The organism is Sphingomonas paludis, from assembly GCF_053502515.1.
This window is the reverse complement of record NZ_CP187558.1, coordinates 114,626-134,401: the sequence shown is the minus strand read 5'-3', so window position 1 is coordinate 134,401 and position 19,776 is coordinate 114,626. Positions and strand designations below refer to the sequence as shown.

Genomic DNA, 19,776 nt, shown 5'->3' with positions numbered 1-19,776 from the left:
ATCGCCGCACGGACCGCGTGGCGTTTGGCTGGGGACCGGTCGTGCGCCCTGCGGTCCTGATCCCGTTCATCATCGTCACGCTGATCTGGGGATCGACGTGGATCGTCATCCGGGACCAGCTGGGCGTGGTGCCGGCCAATTGGTCCGTGGCCTATCGGTTCGCCATTGCCGGGGCGGCAATGCTCGTCTGGGCGCGGCTCCGGGGCGAGCGGATGCGCCTCGATGCGCGCGGCTGGCGTTTTGCCGTGTTGCTTGGCGGCAGTCAGTTCGTGCTCAATTTCAATTTCGTCTATCAGGCGGAACGGTTCATCACCTCGGGCCTGGTGGCGGTCGTCTTTGCGCTGTTGATTGTGCCCAATGCGCTGCTGGCCCGGCGCTTTCTTGGTCAGCAGGTGACGGGCAGATTCCTTGTCGGATCGGCCATCGCCATGGTCGGTACGGCATTGCTGTTCGGCCATGAACTGCGGGCCGATCCCAACGGCGCCGGTGCGGTGGCGCTGGGCATCGGCATCACGCTGATGGGGGTGATGAGCGCATCGACCGCCAATGTGCTGCAGGCGACGCAGACCGCACGCGCCTATCCGATGGCGACCATGCTGGGCCATGCGATGCTGATCGGGGCTGTCATCGACGCGCTGCTGGCCTGGGTGCTGGTCGGGCCGCCGGTGTTCGATTTCAGGGCCGGTTACATCGCCGGGCTGCTGTTCCTGGGGCTGGCCGGATCCGCCATCGCCTTTCCTCTTTATTTCGGGCTGATCCGTCAGATCGGCCCGGCTAAGGCCGCTTACAACAGTGTCGTCGTCCCGGTCATTGCCATGGCCCTGTCGACGCTGTTCGAAGGTTACCGATGGTCGGTGCTGGCGGCGGCAGGGGGGGTGCTGGTGCTGATCGGGCTGATCGTCGCGTTGAGGGCGCGCAGGCCGGCGCGGTAATCCGGGTACCGTGGCCGCCAACCGAGCAACCGCCGTGCCCTGCCATTCGCAATCCGCCGGTTTTCGGTATAGAAATCCCGCGCCATCGGCGACAATTTCGCCTGTTCCAGCGTCAGGAGCGGCGGCAAGGGCAGCCCGGTGATCATGCAGGCATAGGCGATGACGTCATTCTGGCTGCATGGATTGTCATCGGCCAGATTGTAGATCCCGGCCGAGCCGGTCATCCCCGCCATCACGCCCGATGCGATGTCGTCGACATGGACGCGGCTGAACACTTGTCCGGGCAGGTCGATTCGGTTGGCCCGGCCCTCCCGAACCCGGTCGAGCGCCGAGCGGCCGGGGCCATAGATGCCCGGCAGGCGATAGATGCTGGACCCCAGTGCCTGCCATGCCAGATCGGCGGCTGCCCGGGCGCTCCGCCGACCGGTGCCGATCGCCGCGCTTTCGTCGATCCAGGCACCGCCCGTATCGCCGTAAACCCCGGTGGCCGACAGATAGCCGATCCGGCCACGATGGCCCGTCAACGCGCCGCCATAGCGATCGATCACAGGGTCCGTGCCCGTCGCCCCGTCCGGCGGAACGGAGGACAGCAGGTGCGTGGCCGCCGCCACGGCAGCGGTCACGGCCTGGGCATCGTCGAACCGGATCGTCCCGTTCCTGCCGTCGCGGGTGGTCCCCATCACGACCGCGCCGTGCGACGATGCGAGCGCGGCGATCCGAGCAGCAGTATAGCCCATGCCGAAAATCAGCATGCGCATGTTACCTGGCCCCCGGCCCCCCATAGAGCAGCCCGAAATAATCCCCCTTTTTCCAGGTCGGCCGTGCATCGCCATTGGCCAGATCAAGAGCGACATCGGCGTTGACCCGGACAAAGGCGCGCGCCGCCGTCCAGTCGAACGGCTGGTTCAGATCGTCCGATACCTGATGATAATGATCGTCCAGGAACCGCTTGGCAGCCGCTGCGCCCGCGCCGCCCGGCCCGGGTTCCAACGATACGGAGGGGATGCCCTGCCGCACGAAGCTGTAATGGTCGGTCCGCACGAAACTGGCCTGTCCGGGGTCGGGGTCGGGGACCAGCACGAAACCGGATGTCCGTGCCGCCCGGTCGACGGCGGCTCCGATGCTCGATCGATCCGCGCCATAGGCGACGAGGTCCTGGAACCGGTAGGTCAGGATCGGCATGTCCAGATTGACGTTGGCCACGATGCGATCCCTGGCCATTGTCGGGAACCGAGCGAAATAATCGGAACCGATCAGCCCCTTTTCCTCGGCAGTAACCGCGACCAGCAGGATCGACCGGCGGGGCGGGGTGGCCGATGCACGGATGGCCCGCCCCACCTCCAGCATCGCAGCGATGCCAATGGCGTTGTCCATCGCCCCGTTGCTGATCCGGTCGCCATCCCCGTCGGCCTTTGTCCCGACATGATCGAGATGCGCGGTCAGCACCACGGCCTCCGCCGCCAGCGTCGGATCGCTGCCGGGAATACGCCCGACGACATTGGGGCTGGTCACACGGTCGATCGTGAATCGCTGCTCGGTCGCCAGCGAAGCCCCGGTCGCTCCCCGATGGGGCAGCGGCCGGCCCGCGTCATCGGCCGCCCGGATCGCGGCCCAGCGCTTCGTGCCGAACAGCTTTGCTGCGCCGGCCAGGCTGATGACGCCGATCTGCGGCGCGCCGCCCCCCTGCGGCGTGCCGTCGGCATTGGCCCAGGCCATCGCCTTGCCCTGCCAGTTGCGCTTCATCGAACTGAACGGATAGACGCTTTCGATCTGGCTGGTCATCAGATAGACGATGCCCGCCGCGCCCTTCTGTCGGGCGATGACCGCACGGTCCCCCCGGCTGCCCAGATGCGCGCTGACTTCGCTGTTCAGCCCCTTTGGTCCCGAATACAGGACGGCAACGATCTTCCCGGCAACATCCAGTCCGGCATAATCGTCGCGGCCGATCGCTGCGTCGCTGATGCCATATCCGGCAAAGACGACCGGGGCATCGACCGCGATGCGTTCCGGTCCGGCCACGGCGCGGATCGTGAAATCGGTGCCGAACAGCATGGGCTGCGCTACGCCAGACCGGTTCAGGGTCAGCACCGGTTCGACTGCCGCCACCGCGCCGACCAGCGGCACCGGCTGGTACCAGCTGCCGTCGATCCCCCCCGGCTCAAGCCCCGCCGCCTGCATCTGCGCAGCGACATAGGCGGCGGCGACATCGTAATCGGGGGTGCCGGCTTCCCGGCCGCGCAGCGCATCGTCGGCCAGGAAGGTGACGTGCGCGCGTAGTGCCGCCTCCTGCGCAGCATCCGGTCCGGCCTGCGCCCGGACGGCCACCGACAGCGCAGGGCTGCACAGGGCCAGGATCGCGCTCGCCAGCATCATCGACGCCTTCATCGGCTTATCTGGCTCCGACGCCGTTATAGAGCGTTCCGAAGAAATCGCCCTTGTTCCACCGCGGCCGCTCCGGGGCATCGGCGATATTCCGGGCGATCTGGTAATTCACGTCGATGAACCGCACGCCCGACGACCAGTCGATCACCGGAATCTGGTCCAGTTCGTCCGATGCCTGGTGATAGTGATTGGCGAAGAACTCGTCTGTCGCCGCCTTGCCCGGCCCCTTGGTGCCCGGCCACAGGAACACCGACGGAATACCCTGCTGCACGAACCGGTAATGGTCGGAACGGACGAACAGCCCCTGTTCCGGCATGGGGTCGGGCGAAAAGACAGCGCCCGCCTCGGCTGCGGCCTGACGCACCATCGGGCCCAGAGTCGTGCGGTCCGATCCAAAGGCGATGACGTCTTCGAACTTGTAGGTGATGATCGGCATGTCGAGATTGACGTTGGCGACCAGCCGTTCCTTGGGCAGCGTCGGATTGTTGGCGAAATAGTCGGAGCCGACCAGCCCCTTTTCCTCGGCGGTGACCGCCAGGAACAGGATGGAGCGGCGCGGCGGCTTGCCGGATGCCTTGAACCGCTTTGCCTCCTCGATCAGCGATGCGATGCCGACCGCATTGTCCATCGCGCCGTTGTAGATGGTGTCGCCGTCCTTGGCCCGGCCCACCCCGACATGGTCCAGATGCGCGGTCAGCACCACGACCTCGTCCTTCACCGCCGGGTCGCTGCCGGGCAGCAGACCCGCGACGTTCGAGCTTTCCAGCTTGGAAATCTCGGTCTTCGTCGTGGCTTTCAGCCGGGTCTTGAGCACGAAGGGCTTGAACTTCGCCGACGGATCCTCCGCCTGCTTGGTGATGGTCGCCCAGGGGGTGGCGGCGCCGGCGAACAGCTTCTCCGCACCGGCCTGGCTCAGGATCCCCAGGCTGGGCGTCGTGGTGGCGGTGCTGGCGACACTGCCGTCCGGCCGGGTCCAGGTAACGCGCAGGGCATCATAGGTGCTGGCCTGCCGGTCAAAGGGCCGGATCTTTTCCGATGCGGCGGTTTGCAGGACGATGACGCCGATCGCGCCCTTTTGCGCAGCCACGGCGATCTTGTTGGCGATCGATCCGAAATGCGCCCGTTCCTCGCCATCGAAATCGGCGGGCGCGCCGTTGAACAGGGCGACGATCCGCCCCTTCACATCGACGCCGGCGAAATCGTCGCGGCCGCGATGCGGCGCCGAAATGCCCTGGCCGACGAACACCACTTCCCCTTCGGTCGTGCGCTCGGCGCGGGCCGAATCGGGGCTGGGGATATAATCCTTGCCGAACGCCAGGACGGTCGATCCGGCAGGGCCGGTGATCGCATAGCTTCCCTCGCCGGCGGCCTTGTATCCGATCAGCGGAACGCGCTGGAAATAGCTGCCGGCATCCCCGCCCGGCTGCAGCCCGGCCGCAAAGAACTGGGATGCGACATAATTGGCCGCGACTTCATATTCCGGGGTTCCGGCTTCGCGCCCCTTCAGCGCATCCGATGCCAGAAACATCACATGCGCCTTCATCGCGGATTCGGCGTCGGTCAGCGGAGCGACGACCGGAGCGGGTTGTTGCGGCGCGGCGTCCGGGGCGGTCTGGGCCAGTGCCAGCGTCGGCAGGCTGACGGTCAAAAGAAGAAGGGGGGCGGCGTAGCGGAACATGGACATCCTCGACAAAACAACGGATACCCGATGCCTAGCAGGCCCAGCGTCTTGCACAAGTCGCACACTCGGACCAAATGTCGGCACTATGCGGTCGGCCGGTCCCGGCGGTTCAATCAAGGTGACGCCCATGCTCGACGCAATGTCCGCCCCCGTGACGCCACCGGCCATCCGGCGCGACGCCTATCTCGCGCCCGACTGGATGGTGCCGCAGGTCGCGCTCGATTTTCAGCTGGATGCCGCGCGCACCCTGGTCACCGCGACGCTGACCGTCGAGCGGAACGGCGCGCATGGGCGGCCGCTGGTACTGAACGCCGAGGCGCTGGAACTGCTGTCGGTGACGGTCGACGGGGTCGAACAGGATGCCGTGATCACGGATGATCGGCTGATCCTGCCGCTGGACGGGGCCCAGCATCGCATCACGACCCGGGTGGCGCTGGCGCCGGATCGCAATACCCAGTTGATGGGCCTCTATGCATCGGGCGGCAATCTGTGCACCCAGTGCGAGGCGGAAGGGTTCCGCCGGATCACGCCCTTCCCCGACCGGCCCGATGTGCTCAGCCGCTATTCCGTACGGATGACGGCGGACAAGGCGCGCTATCCGGTGCTGCTGGCCAATGGCGATCCGGTGGCGTCGGGCGACCTGGATGGCGGCCGCCATTGGGCGGAATGGACCGATCCCTATCCGAAACCCTGTTATCTGTTCGCGCTGGTCGCCGGCGATCTGGCCGCCAATCGCGCGACCTTTACCACCCGTGGCGGGCGGGAAGTGCAGCTGGCGATCTGGGTCCGCGCGCGCGACCTGGGCAAGACCGATCATGCCCTGGCCGCATTGCAGACCGCGATGCGCTGGGATGAACAGGTCTACGGCCGGGAATATGATCTGGACGTGTTCAACATCGTCGCCGTCGACGATTTCAATTTCGGCGCGATGGAGAACAAGGGGCTGAACATCTTCAACAGCCGCTACATCCTGGCCGATCCCGAAACCGCGACGGATTACGATTACGACGCGGTCGCGGCGGTTGTGGCGCACGAATATTTCCACAACTGGTCGGGCAACCGGGTCACCTGCCGCGACTGGTTTCAATTGAGCCTGAAGGAAGGCTTCACCGTCTATCGCGACCAGTGCTTTTCCGCCGATCAGGGCAGTGCCGCCGTCAAGCGGATCGAGGATGTTCGCGGCCTGCGCGCCGCGCAGTTTCCGGAGGATGCCGGGCCGCTCGCCCATCCGGTGCGCCCCGAAAGCTATATCGAAATCAGCAATTTCTATACCGCCACCATCTATAACAAGGGTGCCGAACTGATCCGGATGATGGCCGCGATCCTGGGGCCGGATCGGTTCCGGGCAGGCAGCGATCTGTATTTCGACCGCTTCGACGGCACGGCGGCGACGTGCGAGGATTTTGTCGCATGCATGGAAGAGGCGAGCGGGGTCGATCTGTCGCGCTTTCGCCGCTGGTATTCCCAGGCAGGCACGCCGCGCGTTTCGGCCCGGCTGGCCTATGATGCGGCAAAGGGTGCGGCCACGCTGAAACTGGCTCAGGCCGTGCCGCCGACTCCGGGCCAGCCGGACAAGCTGCCGATGCATATTCCGCTGCGCACCCGGCTGTTCGGGGCCGATAGCGGTGCGCCGCTGGGCGATGAGCGGCTGATCGAACTGGTCGACGGCGACGCGACGGTCCATTTCGCCGACATCGGGGAACGGCCCATCCTGTCGATCAACCGGGGTTTTTCGGCACCGATCGTGCTGGAAAGCGATCGGTCGCCGGCCGATCTTGCCTTCCTGTCGGCGCATGACGACGATCCGTTCGCCCGGTACGAGGCGATGCAGCAGTTGATGCTGGAGACCCTGATCACCGCCACGGCCGAGGGGCGGGCCGATCACGAACCCGTCATCAACGCAGTGCGCGGCACGCTGGTCAATCCGGTGCTCGACCCCGCCTTCATCGCCGAGGCGGTGCTGTTGCCGGCCGAAAGCTTTGTCGGGGATCAGATGGCCTGGGTCGATCCCGACGCCATCCACCGCGCGCGAGAGGCGCTGCGCCGGGATATCGGCCGGGCGATGGAGGGGGACTGGCGCGCGGCCTATGACCGGTCAAGCGGCAATCGCTTCGAATATTCGCCCTCGGGCAAGGGGCTGCGACGGCTGAAGACGGTGGCGCTCGGCTATATCGCCGCATCGGGCGCACCGGATGCGGCCGATCTGGCCTTTGTCCAGTTCGAACAGGCCGACAACATGACCGACCGGCAGGGTGCGCTGGGCACGCTGGCCAACCTGTCCTCCGACAAGCGGGTGGCGGCGCTGGATATCTTTTACCAGCGCTACCGCGACAACGGGCTGGTGCTCGACAAATGGTTCACCACCCAGGCGCTGTCGAGCCGTGACGATACGCTGGAGGCGGTGGTCGAACTGGCGGCGCATCCCGACTTTACCCTGGCCAATCCCAACCGCGCGCGGGCGCTGGTGGGCGCGTTCGGCGTCAATCAGCGCGCGTTTCACCGGGCGGACGGCAGCGGATACCGTTTCCTGGCGGATCAGCTGATCGCGCTCGACCGGCTCAACCCGCAAACGGCGGCCAAGCTGCTGCCCCCGCTCGGCCGGTGGCGGCGCTTCGACGATGGGCGGGCGGCGCTGATGCGGGCTGGACTGGCGCGCATCCTGGCGCAGCCAGGGTTGAGCAAGGACATGTTCGAACAGGCGTCGAAAAGCCTGGAGGGCTGAGGCGGACCCGTTCCGTCAGCCATAGGCGCGGACGAAGAACACCAGGGTCGTCGCGCCCGTCACCGCCAGCGTCCACAACCGGACGGCGCGGGGCGGCAGGCGCTTGCCCAGACCCGCGCCTACCCATCCGCCCAGGATCGCGCCGGTAAGCATCGGCAGACAGCTTTTCCAGTCGATCATGGCAAAGCCGATGAACACGATCGCGGCCGCAAGATTGGCGGCGGCCAGCATCAGCGTCCTGGGCGCAAACAGGCTGCGCGGGTCCAGCCCGGCCAGCAGGCCATAGGTCGCCGTCATCATCATGCCGACACCACCCCCGAAATAGCCGCCATACAGTCCGAGCAGCCCCTGTGCGCCGATCAGCGTCCGGCGCCCGATTTGGAAGCGCGTCCGCAGCCATTCGGCACCGCGCTTGCCGAAGGCGATGACGACGAATGCAGTCAGCAGCAGCCACGGGATCAGCAGATCGAAGGTTCGGGTGGGGGTGAGCACCAGCAGCAGGCTGCCCGCCAGGCCGCCGGCGAAACAGATCGCGGCGAGCAGTGCGACGGACACGCCGCCCAGAGGGCCGAGTTCTCGGCGGAAACTCCATGCGCTGGTGATGGCACCCGGCAACAGCGCGACGTTGGACGTGGCATTGGCGATCGTTGCCGGCAGGCCGATCGCAATAAGGGCCGGCAGCGTGGCAAAGGTGCCGCCGCCGGCCAGCGCGTTCATTGCCCCGCCAAGAGCGCCGGCGGCAAACGCGAGGAGGAGCATGCTATCCATTGAAGGGGTCTTTAGCCGATTGGATCAAGCGGTCAGCGACTTTTCGTGATTGCGCCTGCGCTTGGCGTGTCTCGGCGCCACCCCTATCTATCGGCCAGCAACCCGGAGCCGAAACCGAATGAATTATCTGCATACCATGATCCGCGTCAGCGATCCCGACGCGACCGTCCGCTTCTTCAATCTGCTTGGCCTGCAGGAAACCAAGCGGATGGAGAGCCAGGGCGGGCGCTTCACCCTGATCTTCCTGGCCGCGCCGGATGACATCGATCCCGCCACGGGACGTGGCCGCGCCGAGGTGGAGCTGACCTATAACTGGCCGCCAGAGGATGGCAGCCCTGCCGAGGTTTATGATGGCGGGCGCAATTTCGGTCATCTGGCCTACCGCGTGGCCAATATCTATGACACGTGCCAGCGATTGATGGATGCGGGCGTCACCATCAACCGGCCGCCGCGTGACGGGCATATGGCGTTCGTGCGGACGCCGGATCTGATCTCCATCGAGCTGCTGCAAAAGGGCGAGGCGCTGGCCCCGGCCGAGCCATGGTCTTCCATGCCCAATACAGGTGTCTGGTAAGCGATGACCGTGCCGCTCGAGATCGTCCGTATCCCCGCACTCAGCGACAATTACATCTGGCTGGTGCACGAACCGGTGTCGGGCGAAACCATCGTGGTCGACCCTGCGGCGGCCGACCCGGTGCTGGCAGCGGCCGATGCGCGTGGCTGGCGGATTGGCGCGGTCTGGAACACGCACTGGCATCCCGACCACACCGGCGGTAATCAGGGGATCAAGGACGCGACCGGCGCGGTGGTCATCGCCCCCGCCGCTGAGTCCGCCAGGATTCCCACCGCCGATCGGCTGGTGGCAGAGGGCGATCGGATTGCGCTGGGCGCGATGACGGCAGAGGTGCTGGCCGTGCCCGCCCATACCGCCGGGCACATCGCCTATCACCTGCCCGATGCCCGGGCCGTGTTCGTCGGCGATACGATGTTCGCGATGGGATGCGGCCGGTTGTTCGAGGGAACGGCCGCGCAGATGTTCGCCAACATGCAGCGCCTCAGCGCCTTGCCGCCCGATACCGCGGTCTATTGTGCGCACGAATATACCCTGTCCAACGGCAGGTTCGCCGCCCATGTCGAACCGGACAATCCCGCCATCGCCGCGCGGTTGGCTGAAGTCGCCGCGATGCGCGAGCGGGGCGAGCCGACCATTCCGACCAGCATCGCGGCCGAGCTGGCGACCAATCCGTTCATGCGGGCAGGAAGCGCGGAACGACTGGGCGAACTGCGCGCTGTAAAGGATGGGTTCAGGGGATGAGTGAAACGATCGGGCATTAAGACGATAATGGGGAGTGTTGCGATGAAGGCGGTATTGGCATTGGCGGCAGCGCTGTCGGCAGCGGGATGTGCGGCCACCCCCGAACAGATGGCCAGCCAGCAGGCGGTGGCTGCCGAGGATTTCGCCAAGGCCACCGACGGGCGGGTGGCCGGTACGCCGTCGCTGTGCATCGACACCATCGGGGTCGACGGCCCCCAGATCGTCGGCGACAACCGCCTGATCTATCGCCAGGGCGGCAAGCGGGTCTGGGTCAACGAACTTCAGGGCAGCTGCCCAGGCCTGCGTCCGCAGGACAGCATCATCATCGCCGAAGTCTATGGCAGCCAGATGTGCCGCAACGACCGGTTCCGCGTGGTGCAGCGCGGAACCAGCATCCCCGGCGCCTATTGCCGCTATGGCAGCTTCGTCCCCTATGACAAGGCGAGCTGATCATAGGACATAGCGGCTGAGATCGGTATTGCGGGCAATGCCGGACAGCTGTTTCTCGACATAGGCGGCATCCACCGACAGCGTCTGTCCGGTACGGTCCTCGGCATCGAAGCTGACTTCTTCCAGCAGCTTTTCCATCACCGTCTGCAGTCGGCGGGCACCGATATTCTCAACGCTGTCGTTCACGTCCGCCGCGATGCGGGCGATGGCGCGGATGCCGTCTTCGGTGAAGCTGACGCTGACCTGTTCGGTGCCGAGCAGGGCAACGTACTGCTGCAGCAGCGATGCCTTGGTGTCCGACAGGATCGCTACGAAATCTTCGACCGTCAGCGCCTTCAGCTCGACCCGGATCGGCAGGCGACCCTGAAGTTCGGGCAACAGGTCGCTGGGTTTGGCGACATGAAAGGCGCCCGAGGCGATGAACAGCACATGGTCGGTTTTCATCGGGCCGTATTTGGTGGCGATGGTAGTGCCCTCGATCAGCGGCAGCAGGTCGCGCTGCACGCCCTCGCGGCTGACCGAGCCGCCGCGCACGTCGCTGACCGCGATCTTGTCGATCTCGTCGAGGAAGACGATGCCGTTCGCCTCTGCATCCGCAAGCGCGACGCGGGCGACATCGTCCTGGTCGAGCCGCTTGTCGGCCTCTTCCTCGACCAGCTTGGCCCAGGCGGCGGGGACGGATAGCTTGCGGCGCTTCAGGTTGTTCTGGCCGAATGCCTTGCCCATCATTTCGGACAGGTTGATCATGCCGACCTGCGGCGCGCCCGGCACCTCGAAGGGCATCTGGGCGGCAGCCTCCACCTCGATCTCGATTTCCTTGTCGTCGAGCTGACCGTCGCGGAAGCGCTGGGCAAAGGCCTCCCGCGTCGCCTGGCTGGCATCCTTGCCGGTCAGCGCATCGAGCAGGCGTGCAAGCGCTGCTTCCTCCGCCTTGTCCTTCACCGCGACCCGGCGGCGTTCCTTCTCCAGCCGGATGGACTCTTCCACCAGGTCACGGGCGATCTGTTCGACGTCGCGGCCGACATAGCCGACCTCGGTGAACTTGGTCGCCTCCACCTTGATGAAGGGCGCGTCGGCCAGCTTGGCCAGCCGGCGGCTGATCTCGGTCTTGCCGCAGCCGGTGGGGCCGATCATCAGGATGTTCTTGGGCGAAACCTCGTCGCGCAGGTCGGCATCGAGCTGCTGGCGGCGCCAGCGGTTGCGCAGTGCAACGGCGACCGCGCGCTTGGCGTCCGCCTGGCCGATGATGTGGGCGTCCAGCGCGCGGACAATGGCTTTGGGGGTGAGTTGGTCGTTCATGGCTTCTTCTTGAGCCCTTTCCCGCTTGCGGGAGAGGGTTGGGTGAGGGCCTTTCTTTCAGCATCGCGCGGCAAGGCCCTCACCGCTGCGACTAAACTCGCTTCGCTCATCAAGTCTCGCTCCTCTCCCGCAAGCGGGAGAGGGTTATGCGGCGTCCAGCGTCTCCACGGTCAGGCGGTCGTTGGTGTAGACGCAGAGGTCGGCGGCGATGGCCATTGCCTTGCGGGCCAGCACTTCGGGATCGGGTTCGTAATCGGCCAGCGCGCGGGCGGCGGCGAGGGCGAAGTTGCCGCCGGATCCGATCGCGGCGATACCGGCCTCCGGCTCCAGCACGTCGCCATTTCCGGTGATGACCAGCGTCACATCCTTGTCCGCGACGATCAGCATCGCCTCCAGATTGCGCAGATACTTGTCGGTCCGCCAGTCCTTGGCCAGTTCGACCGCGGCGCGCAGGAGCTGGCCCTGATGGCGTTCCAGCTTGCCCTCAAGCCGCTCGAACAGGGTAAAGGCATCAGCGGTTGCCCCGGCGAACCCGGCGATCACCTTGCCGTCGCCCAGCGGGCGGACCTTGCGGGCATTGGGTTTCATCACCGTCTGTCCGGCGGAAACCTGGCCGTCGCCCGCGATCACCACTTTCCCGGATTTGCGCACGGAAAGGATGGTCGTGCCGTGCCACTGGATCTTGTCGCTCATGGGTTCGGATATGGGAGGTGAGCGAGGGCGTGTTCAAGGGCGGCCGGGTTCACAGGCCGATGCAGAGATATTTGGTCTCAAGATAGTCGTCGAGGCCGTAGTGCGATCCTTCGCGGCCCATGCCCGATTGCTTGACGCCGCCGAAGGGGGCGACTTCGGTCGAGATGAGGCCGGTGTTGATGCCGATCATCCCGGCCTCGATCGCCTCTGCCACGCGCCAGACACGGGACAGGTCGCGGGCGTAGAAATAGGCGGACAGGCCGAACGGGCTGTCGTTGGCGGCGGCGATCACCTGTTCCTCGGTCTCGAACTTCAGCACCGGGGCGACGGGGCCGAAGGTTTCCTCCTGCGTGGCGATCATCTCGGGGGTCACGCCGGTCAGCACGGTGGGTTGGTAGAAGAGTGGCCCGGCATCCGACCGCTTACCGCCGGTGACGAGGGTTGCGCCCTTTTCCAGTGCATCGGCGACGTGCGCCTCCACCTTTTCCAGCGCCTTCTTGTCGATGAGCGGTCCCAGTTTCGCGTCCGGGTCGGTGCCCGGCGCGGGCTTCAGCTTTGACGCGGCGGCAGCGAGTTTTTCTACAAAGGCGTCGTGGATGCCTGCCTGGGCATAGATGCGGTTGGCGCAGACGCAGGTCTGGCCGTTGTTGCGATATTTGGACTGGATCGCGCCCTCCACCGCCGCATCGAGATCGGCATCGTCGAACACGATGAAGGGGGCATTGCCGCCCAGTTCCAGACTGAGCTTCTTGATGGTCGGCGCGCACTGGGCCATCAGTTTGGCACCCGTTGCGGTGGAGCCGGTGAAGCTGAGTTTCGCCACGCGCGGGTCGCTGGTCAGCTTGCCACCGATGGTGGCGGAATCACCGGTCACGATGTTGAACAGCCCCTTTGGCAAGCCCGCCTCAAGCGCGATCGCGCCGATGGCGAGCGCGCTGAACGGCGTTTGCAGCGCGGGTTTCAGGACCATGCCGCAGCCCGCCGCCAGCGCGGGGGCGAGCTTTCGAGCGATCATCGCGGCGGGAAAGTTCCAGGGCGTGATCGCGGCGACGACGCCGACCGGCTGTTTCAGGACGACGATCCGCTTGTCCCGCTGATGCCCCGGAATCACGTCGCCATAGGCACGCTTCCCTTCTTCGGCGAACCATTCGAAGAAGCTGGCGGCATAGGCGATCTCGCCCTTTGCCTCGGCCAGCGGCTTGCCCTGTTCCAGCGTCATCAGTTCGCCGAGCGCGTCCTGATGCTGCATCATCAAATCGAAGATGCGGCGGATGATCCGGGCGCGCTCCGCCGCCGTCCATTGCCGCCATTCGGTCATCGCATGGGAGGCGGCGGCGATTGCCTGGTCGGTTTCCGCCTCGCCGAGATCGGGCACGCGGCCGATGATCCGTCCGGTGGCTGGATCGTCGACGTCGATCCACGTATTGCCGGTCACCCATTCGCCGTCGATCAAGCAGGCTTCGCGGATCAGGTCGGACATGGGGCGGCTCCTTGATGCTGGGATTGTGTCCCAACCGTAACAGGGCCGGGGCATGGTGCGTCAACGCAGAAGGCCCCGGTCCGCTCCCTGCTTTACCGGTCCACCCCCTTTGCCTTTCCCCATTGGCGAGCGGCGGTGTAGCCGAGATAGCCGGTGCCGAAGAGCGCGTAGAGCGGCTCTGGCAGGCCGTTCAGATAGGCGTTCATCGCAGCGGCGATCCCCTGCGCCATTTCCGGGCGCACCGCGCCGATCAAACCCATGGGGATGGAGAAAAGCAAAATCGCATACATGACATAGAGGAAGCTGGGGCGGGCGCGGCTGGTCCAGGGATCGGGCGACTGCGCCTCGGCGATGATCGCGGAGAGTTGCGTGCGGACGCCCTCCAGCTCGTTGGCGGCCTCCAGCCGCATCAGTTCGAGCTTGGCGGCGTCGCGCGCCTTTGGGTCAGGAATGATCTTGTCGATCAGGCCCGCAACGGGGCCGATCAGGGAACCGAGAATGCTCATGAGATGCTCCTTTCGAGCACGTGAAAGCTGACAAAGTTACGCGCAACGCATTGCATTTCGTCAAGTTGGGCCACTAACCGATTCGGTTCGCCAGCCAGCCATAAAGGAACGCCTTGTTCAGCGGACGCTGCTCGGCCAGCGCGACATAGCGTTCGCCCTGAAGCGCGTCGCAGGCGCGGGTCAGGACCGTTTCACCCAGGGTCGGGCGCTGGGCGAGAAAGGCGTCGAGCGCCGCCAGCGTCTTCGGCCCGGCCTGCCCGTCCGGGACCAGCAGGGTGCCGTCGCGGTCGAGCGCGTTCAGCGCGCGCTGAAGAAAGGTGACGGCGGTGCGCGGCCCCATGTTGACGCCCGTATCGAACAGTTCGGCGGCCAGTTTCGGGGCGCGCTCCGCAATCCGGTCTAGGCGGGGGCCGGTCCAGTAGAGGCGGCGATAGATGCTGGCGGCGACACTGCGCGGCAGGTGGCGCATGGGGCCGTCATAGCCCTCCGCCCGCGCGACCCGTTCGGTGATGCCGTAGCGGGTGGCGCCGCCGCGATCCGCGGGGTGATCGACATATCCGCCCTCCCGGTCGATGACGGCGTCGATCAGGGTTTCGATGTGCATTTGCTGGCCCTCCTGTCTGGGGAGGGCAAGGAATAACCGATATGGTTATGTGTAGGACAGAGGCGAAGGGCCGGACGTATCCTTCGACCGGCTCAGGATGAACGGGGTTTGGGTTGAGTGCGGACGGTGAAGAAGGGAGGTCCTCACCCTTCCGCGCCTGACGGCGCTCCCTCCCTCTCCCGCAAGCGGGAGAGGGAAGGGGCCCGCCGCCGCAGGCGGTGGGAAGGGTGAGGGATTTTCGATGCCGAGCGCGCTATCGGCTCAGTCGTCCACCTGGGTATGGACGCGGCGCTTGACGATGCTGAGGCCGAGCCAGACCAGGGCGAGCACGGCGGGGGTGGCCAGCGCCATCCAGAGCGCCGCGCCATGATCCTTGTCGCCGAACGGTTTCACGACATAGCCGATGAGGCCAAGCACATAATAGCTGAGCGCGAAGACCGAGAAGCCCTCGACCAGTTGCTGCAGCCGGACCTGAAGGTCGGCGCGCCGGTTCATGTTGGTGAGGATCGCCTGATTCTGGCGTTCGAGCGCAAGGCCCTGGCGCAGCGAGATGAGGTTGCAGGTGCGGGCGATGCGTTCGGACAGGTCGGTCAGGCGGCGGTCCACCACCTCGCAGGTGCGGATGGCGGGCAGGAGGCGACGCTCGATGAACTCGGTCGGGCCGGAAAAGCCCGCGATCCGCGTCTCCCGAAGCGAATGCAGCCGGTCGAGCGTCAGCCGCTGATAGGCAAAGGTCGCCCCCATGCGGAAGCGGATGGCGGCGGCGCGGTCCTCCACCTCGGTCGCCAGCCGGGTGAGCGCGCCCAAGAGCGCCTCGTCATCGCCGTCCGGCGCGGTGAGCGCGCGGGCAAGGGTCGCGTGGCGTTCCTCCGCCTCGCTGAGCCAGGGAAGCAGACCGCGCGCCTCCGGAAAGCCGAGCAGGGCGAGTTTCCGGTAATTGCCGACCTCAAGCAGCGTCTGGACGAGGCGGGCGGGCTCGTCATTGGCCAGCGCCAGATCCTCGATCCAGATGCGGCCCGCCCCCTCGGCCTTCAGCGAATAGTCGCTCCAGATGCGCGCCGCGCCGTCGAAGACGAACGCGCTGACCAGGCGGGCGGGATCGAACTGGGCGGGGTCGGGCGGCGCGGCGCCGCGCGCGGATACGACCACCTCGATGGATCGGAACACGGCGCCGGGCAGGGCGGCGAGCCAGGGCGAATCGGGGATGAGATCGTCGGCGATGTCGCTGCGCACTTCGGTGACGGTGGCGAATTCGGTATGCTGTTCCCAGATGCGGGTCGCATGGGCGTCGCGCACTTCGTGGCGGCCGCGTTCCAGCGCTTCGGCCGGGGCGCCGATCGATTGCAGCCATGCGCCCGTCGCGTCGCGCACCGGCCCGTTCTGCAGCAGCAGCCATTGCCGGACGCGAAAGGGCGGGGCCGCGATCGGCAGCGTGCGCAGGTGCATCAGTTCGGAAAAGGTCCGGCGCAGCGGATGTTCGGTGCCGTCAGTCACGCCCATGCCCCCAATCCCCTCGCCCCTGTCGTATCAGCCGGAACGGATCGTGTCGAACCGGCGACGGGCGCGAAATGATGTTTGGCGCGACTGCGGGAAACCCCTATGCTGGGCAGCGAACGGGGCAAGGGAGCAGGGCCATGGCGACCGAATTCACGCTGAACGGGCGAAGCATCGCCCATGACGGCGATCCCGATACTCCCCTGCTGTGGGTGCTGCGCGACGAGATGGCGCTGACCGGCACCAAATATGGCTGCGGCGTCGCCCAGTGCGGGGCGTGCACGGTGCATCTGGACGGCAAGCCGCGCCGGTCCTGCGTCACGCCGGTCAAGTTCGTCGCTGGCCGCGCGGTGACGACGATCGAAGGGGTCGAGGGACCGGTGGCGGAGGCGGTGAAGGCCGCATGGACCGCGATCGACGTGCCGCAATGCGGGTTCTGCCAGTCGGGACAGGTGATGAGCGCCATCGGGCTGCTGGCCGCCAAGCCCAGCGTGACCGATGCCGACATTGACGGGGCAATGGCGGGCAATATCTGCCGCTGCGCCACCTATGTCCGTATCCGCCAGGCGATCAAGGACGCATCGGCAAAGCTGGGCGAAGGAGCGGTGGCATGAACGCGGTGACGCCGACGCGGCGCGGGTTCCTGACCGGCGGGGCGCTGGTCATCGGCATGGCGCTGCCGATGGGCGGCAAGGGCGCGCGCGCGGCGGCTGGCCCGGCGGCGGCACAGGCGATGCAGCCCAATGCGTTCGTGAAGATCGCGCCGGACAACAGCGTCACGGTCGTCATCAAGCATATCGAGTTCGGCCAGGGTCCGGCGACCGGGCTGGCGACTTTGGTGGCGGACGAGCTGGATGCCGATTGGGGCCAGATGCGGATCGAAATGGCCCCGGCCAACGACCCCCTGTACAAGAACCTGTTCTTCGGCACGATGGGTACGGGCGGATCGACCGCGATGGCCAATAGCTGGGTGCAGATGCGCACTGCGGGCGCATCGGCGCGAGCGATGCTGGTCGAAGCGGCGGCGCGGCGCTGGGGCGTGAAGGCCGATGCGGTCAGCGTGGCGAAGGGCGTGGTGAGCGCAGGAGGCAAGCGGGCGACGTTCGGCGAGCTGGTGGCGGACGCGGCCAGGCTGACCCCGCCGGAAAAGCCGGTGCTGAAGACGCCCGATCAATGGACGCTGATCGGCACCGACGTGCCCAAGGTGGACAGCGCGATCAAGACCGACGGGTCGGCGCGCTTTACCATGGACCTGAAACAGCCAGGCATGGTGCAGACCGCGATCCTGCACCCGCCCGCTTTTGGTGCCACGCTGAAGTCGGTGGACGATGCCGCCGCGCTGGCGGTGCCCGGCGTGCGCGCGGTGAAGGCCATTCCGCGCGGCGTGGTCGTCTATGCCGACAGCTTCCATGCCGCGCAGAAGGGGCGCGCGGCGCTGAAGGCTGAGTGGGACATGGCCAAGGCGGAGACGCGGTCCTGCGCGGCGATGGTGAAGACCTATGTCGAGGCGGCGGCCAGGACCGGCACGGTTGTGGCCAAGGAGACGCGCGGCGACTTGAATGCGGCGGCCAGCGGTGCGCGGACGGTCGAGGCGAACTATGTCTTTCCATTCCTGGCGCACGCGCCGATGGAGCCGCTGGACGCAATCGTCCATGCCCAGGACGGCAAGGCCGATGTGTGGATGGGCAGCCAGTTCCAGGTCGGCGAGATGTCGGCAATCGGCGCGGTGCTTGGCCTGTCCCCGGACAAGGTGACGCTGCACCAGCAATATGCGGGCGGCAGTTTCGGCAGGCGGGCCGAGCCGGACATGGGCTTTGCCGTCGAGGCGGCGATGGCCGCCAAGGCTTATGGCGAGCCGGTGCCGGTGAAGCATGTGTGGACACGGGAAAACGACATTCGCGGCGGACGTTATCGCCCTCTGACCGTCCACAAGCTGACCGGGATGGTCGATGCGGGCGGCAATGTGGTCGGCTGGGATCAGGTGATCGCCGCCCAATCCTTCATGCTGGGCACGCCGATGGCGGACACGCTGGGCATGAAGGAGGACGAGACGCTGTTCGAGGGATCGGGGCCGGAGAATTACGCCATCCCCAATGCGCGCCTGTCCTATCATGTGATGCAGAACGGGGTGCCGACGCTGTGGTGGCGATCGGTCGGGCATACCCATACCGCCTATGCGGGCGAGACGTTCCTGGACGAGTTGCTGGCGATGGGCGGCAAGGATGCGGTCGAGGGGCGGCTGGCGCTGCTGAAGGATCCGCGGGCCAAGGGCGTGCTGACCCGGGTGGCCGAGCGTTCGGGCTGGGGCCGGGCGCGAGGCGCGGACCGGGCGCTGGGCGTCGCCGTGCACAAGAGTTTCGGCAGCTATGTCGCGCAGGTGGCCGAGGTGTCGAAGGGCAAGGACGGTCTGCCCCGCGTGCACAAGGTGTGGTGCGCGGTCGATTGCGGCGTGCCGGTCAACCCCAATGTCATCCGTGCGCAGATGGAGGGCGGCATCGGGTTCGGCATCGGCCACGCGCTCTATGCCGAGGTGACGATTGCCGAGGGCGGTATCGTCGAGCAGGGCAATTTCGACGGCTACCGGTCACTTCGCATCGGTGAGATGCCCGAGGTGGAGGTCGATATCGTCAAGTCCAGCGTCGATCCGACCGGCGTGGGCGAACCGGGCGTGCCGCCATCGGCCCCGGCGGTCGCCAATGCCTGGCGCAAGTTGACCGGCAAGGCGGTGCGCCGCCTGCCCTTCGCTCATAAGGACAATGCATGATGGGGACGGGGAACAGGGCTGGCTGGGCAGCGCTGGGATTGGCGGCGCTGGCGGTGCCGGCCGCGATCTGGGCCAGTGGCGCCCAGGACGGGACGGCGAGCCTGAAGCCAGTGGCCTCCTTTGCCAACATCGGCAACCGCGATGCGCGGTCGGCGGCGATCTTTGCCGAGATGGGCAAGGTGCTGCAGCATCCGCGCTGCGTGAACTGCCACCCGCGCACCGATTCGCCGCTGCAGGGCGACGAAGGCCGGTTCCACATGCCGCCGGTCGAGCGGGGCAAGGACGGGCATGGGCTGACGGGGATGGAATGTTCCACCTGTCACGGGCCGGAAAACGTCGCCTATGCCAACGGCAAGGGATCGATCCCCGGCCATCCCGAATGGCATCTGGCCCCGGCCAGCATGGCGTGGGAGGGCAAGTCCCTGCGCGAAATCTGCGAGCAGTTGAAGGACCCGAAGCGCAACGGGGGCAAGACGCTGGCCGCGCTGATCGAACATAATGCTGAGGACGGGCTGGTCGGATGGGGCTGGGCCCCCGGCAAGGGCCGGACGCCTGCCCCGGGGACGCAGGCCGAGTTCGGGGAACTGACCCGGGCATGGGTGGAAAGCGGCGCGAAGTGCCCGGCATAGCGCACTATGCCGCTGGACCCCGCTGAGCGTGGCGGGGTTCAGAGGCAGGGTACGCCC

The 19,776-nt window shown here is 66.6% G+C and carries 18 protein-coding genes; 8 read left to right on the top strand and 10 right to left on the bottom strand.

Annotated features, from left to right (window positions below; translation table 11 throughout):
* The first annotated feature begins 41 nt into the window (after nt 1–41).
* Nucleotides 42–932 carry a DMT family transporter gene (locus ACPVPU_RS00610; protein ID WP_448658976.1) on the top strand — a complete coding sequence of 297 codons (891 nt, stop codon included), beginning with the start codon at nt 42–44 and terminating at the stop codon, nt 930–932.
* Here ACPVPU_RS00610 and ACPVPU_RS00605 read toward each other — a convergent pair.
* From ACPVPU_RS00605 to ACPVPU_RS00595, 3 genes are read right to left on the bottom strand one after another with little or no spacing between them, the layout of a single operon-like run.
* Nucleotides 842–1,690 carry an NAD(P)-dependent oxidoreductase gene (locus ACPVPU_RS00605; protein ID WP_448658975.1) on the bottom strand — a complete coding sequence of 283 codons (849 nt, stop codon included), beginning with the start codon at nt 1,688–1,690 and terminating at the stop codon, nt 842–844. The genes ACPVPU_RS00610 and ACPVPU_RS00605 overlap by 91 nt on opposite strands.
* A gap of 1 nt (nt 1,691) precedes the next feature.
* Nucleotides 1,692–3,317: a M28 family metallopeptidase gene (locus ACPVPU_RS00600; protein WP_448658974.1), complete on the bottom strand. Its 1,626-nt coding sequence runs from the start codon at nt 3,315–3,317 to the stop codon at nt 1,692–1,694.
* 4 nt (nt 3,318–3,321) lie between these two features.
* On the bottom strand, nt 3,322–4,992 hold the full coding sequence (locus ACPVPU_RS00595; RefSeq protein WP_448658973.1) for a M28 family metallopeptidase: 1,671 nt from the start codon (nt 4,990–4,992) through the stop codon (nt 3,322–3,324).
* A gap of 130 nt (nt 4,993–5,122) precedes the next feature.
* Between ACPVPU_RS00595 and pepN the strand changes: the two genes are divergently transcribed.
* Nucleotides 5,123–7,717, top strand: coding sequence for an aminopeptidase N (gene pepN, locus ACPVPU_RS00590; protein WP_448658972.1), 2,595 nt, complete (start codon nt 5,123–5,125; stop codon nt 7,715–7,717).
* A gap of 15 nt (nt 7,718–7,732) precedes the next feature.
* Here pepN and ACPVPU_RS00585 read toward each other — a convergent pair whose 3' ends face one another.
* Entirely contained in the window at nt 7,733–8,476 is a 744-nt protein-coding gene (locus tag ACPVPU_RS00585) for a sulfite exporter TauE/SafE family protein (protein ID WP_448658971.1), read from the bottom strand.
* Nucleotides 8,477–8,603: 127 nt separating this feature from the next.
* Here ACPVPU_RS00585 and ACPVPU_RS00580 point away from each other — a divergent pair, with 127 nt between their 5' ends.
* From ACPVPU_RS00580 to ACPVPU_RS00570, 3 genes are read left to right on the top strand one after another with little or no spacing between them, the layout of a single operon-like run.
* Nucleotides 8,604–9,059 carry a VOC family protein gene (locus ACPVPU_RS00580; RefSeq protein ID WP_448658969.1) on the top strand — a complete coding sequence of 152 codons (456 nt, stop codon included), beginning with the start codon at nt 8,604–8,606 and terminating at the stop codon, nt 9,057–9,059.
* A gap of 3 nt (nt 9,060–9,062) precedes the next feature.
* The gene (gene gloB / locus ACPVPU_RS00575) at nt 9,063–9,800 is read left to right on the top strand and encodes a hydroxyacylglutathione hydrolase (protein ID WP_448658968.1); all 738 of its coding nucleotides are present in this window, start codon (nt 9,063–9,065) and stop codon (nt 9,798–9,800) included.
* Between the two features lie 42 nt (nt 9,801–9,842).
* Nucleotides 9,843–10,250 (top strand): DUF6491 family protein, encoded by a 408-nt coding sequence (locus tag ACPVPU_RS00570; protein ID WP_448658967.1) that lies wholly within the window; start codon nt 9,843–9,845, stop codon nt 10,248–10,250.
* On the opposite strand, the gene hslU is transcribed toward ACPVPU_RS00570, so the two are convergent.
* The 6 genes from hslU to ACPVPU_RS00540 form a co-directional block, all read right to left on the bottom strand.
* Nucleotides 10,251–11,549: an ATP-dependent protease ATPase subunit HslU gene (gene hslU / locus ACPVPU_RS00565; protein WP_448658966.1), complete on the bottom strand. Its 1,299-nt coding sequence runs from the start codon at nt 11,547–11,549 to the stop codon at nt 10,251–10,253.
* 144 nt (nt 11,550–11,693) lie between these two features.
* The gene (hslV, locus tag ACPVPU_RS00560; protein WP_448658965.1) at nt 11,694–12,242 is read right to left on the bottom strand and encodes an ATP-dependent protease subunit HslV; all 549 of its coding nucleotides are present in this window, start codon (nt 12,240–12,242) and stop codon (nt 11,694–11,696) included.
* 49 nt (nt 12,243–12,291) lie between these two features.
* Entirely contained in the window at nt 12,292–13,722 is a 1,431-nt protein-coding gene (locus ACPVPU_RS00555) for an NAD-dependent succinate-semialdehyde dehydrogenase (protein ID WP_448658964.1), read from the bottom strand.
* A 92-nt stretch (nt 13,723–13,814) separates the two neighbouring features.
* The gene (locus tag ACPVPU_RS00550) at nt 13,815–14,228 is read right to left on the bottom strand and encodes a holin family protein (protein WP_448658963.1); all 414 of its coding nucleotides are present in this window, start codon (nt 14,226–14,228) and stop codon (nt 13,815–13,817) included.
* A 73-nt stretch (nt 14,229–14,301) separates the two neighbouring features.
* Nucleotides 14,302–14,832: a glycoside hydrolase family 108 protein gene (locus tag ACPVPU_RS00545; RefSeq protein WP_448658962.1), complete on the bottom strand. Its 531-nt coding sequence runs from the start codon at nt 14,830–14,832 to the stop codon at nt 14,302–14,304.
* Between the two features lie 261 nt (nt 14,833–15,093).
* Complete coding sequence (locus tag ACPVPU_RS00540) at nt 15,094–16,332, bottom strand: DUF3422 domain-containing protein (protein ID WP_448658961.1); 1,239 nt, start codon at nt 16,330–16,332, stop codon at nt 15,094–15,096.
* 134 nt (nt 16,333–16,466) lie between these two features.
* On the opposite strand from ACPVPU_RS00540, the gene ACPVPU_RS00535 reads away from it, so the two are divergent.
* From ACPVPU_RS00535 to ACPVPU_RS00525, 3 genes are read left to right on the top strand one after another with little or no spacing between them, the layout of a single operon-like run.
* Nucleotides 16,467–16,940 carry a (2Fe-2S)-binding protein gene (locus ACPVPU_RS00535; RefSeq protein ID WP_448658960.1) on the top strand — a complete coding sequence of 158 codons (474 nt, stop codon included), beginning with the start codon at nt 16,467–16,469 and terminating at the stop codon, nt 16,938–16,940.
* Nucleotides 16,937–19,090, top strand: a complete 2,154-nt coding sequence (locus tag ACPVPU_RS00530; protein WP_448658959.1) for a molybdopterin cofactor-binding domain-containing protein — start codon at nt 16,937–16,939, stop codon at nt 19,088–19,090. The genes ACPVPU_RS00535 and ACPVPU_RS00530 overlap by 4 nt, the downstream gene beginning before the upstream one ends.
* Entirely contained in the window at nt 19,087–19,719 is a 633-nt protein-coding gene (locus tag ACPVPU_RS00525; protein ID WP_448658957.1) for an Isoquinoline 1-oxidoreductase subunit, read from the top strand. The genes ACPVPU_RS00530 and ACPVPU_RS00525 overlap by 4 nt, the downstream gene beginning before the upstream one ends.
* Nucleotides 19,720–19,776: the final 57 nt, after the last annotated feature.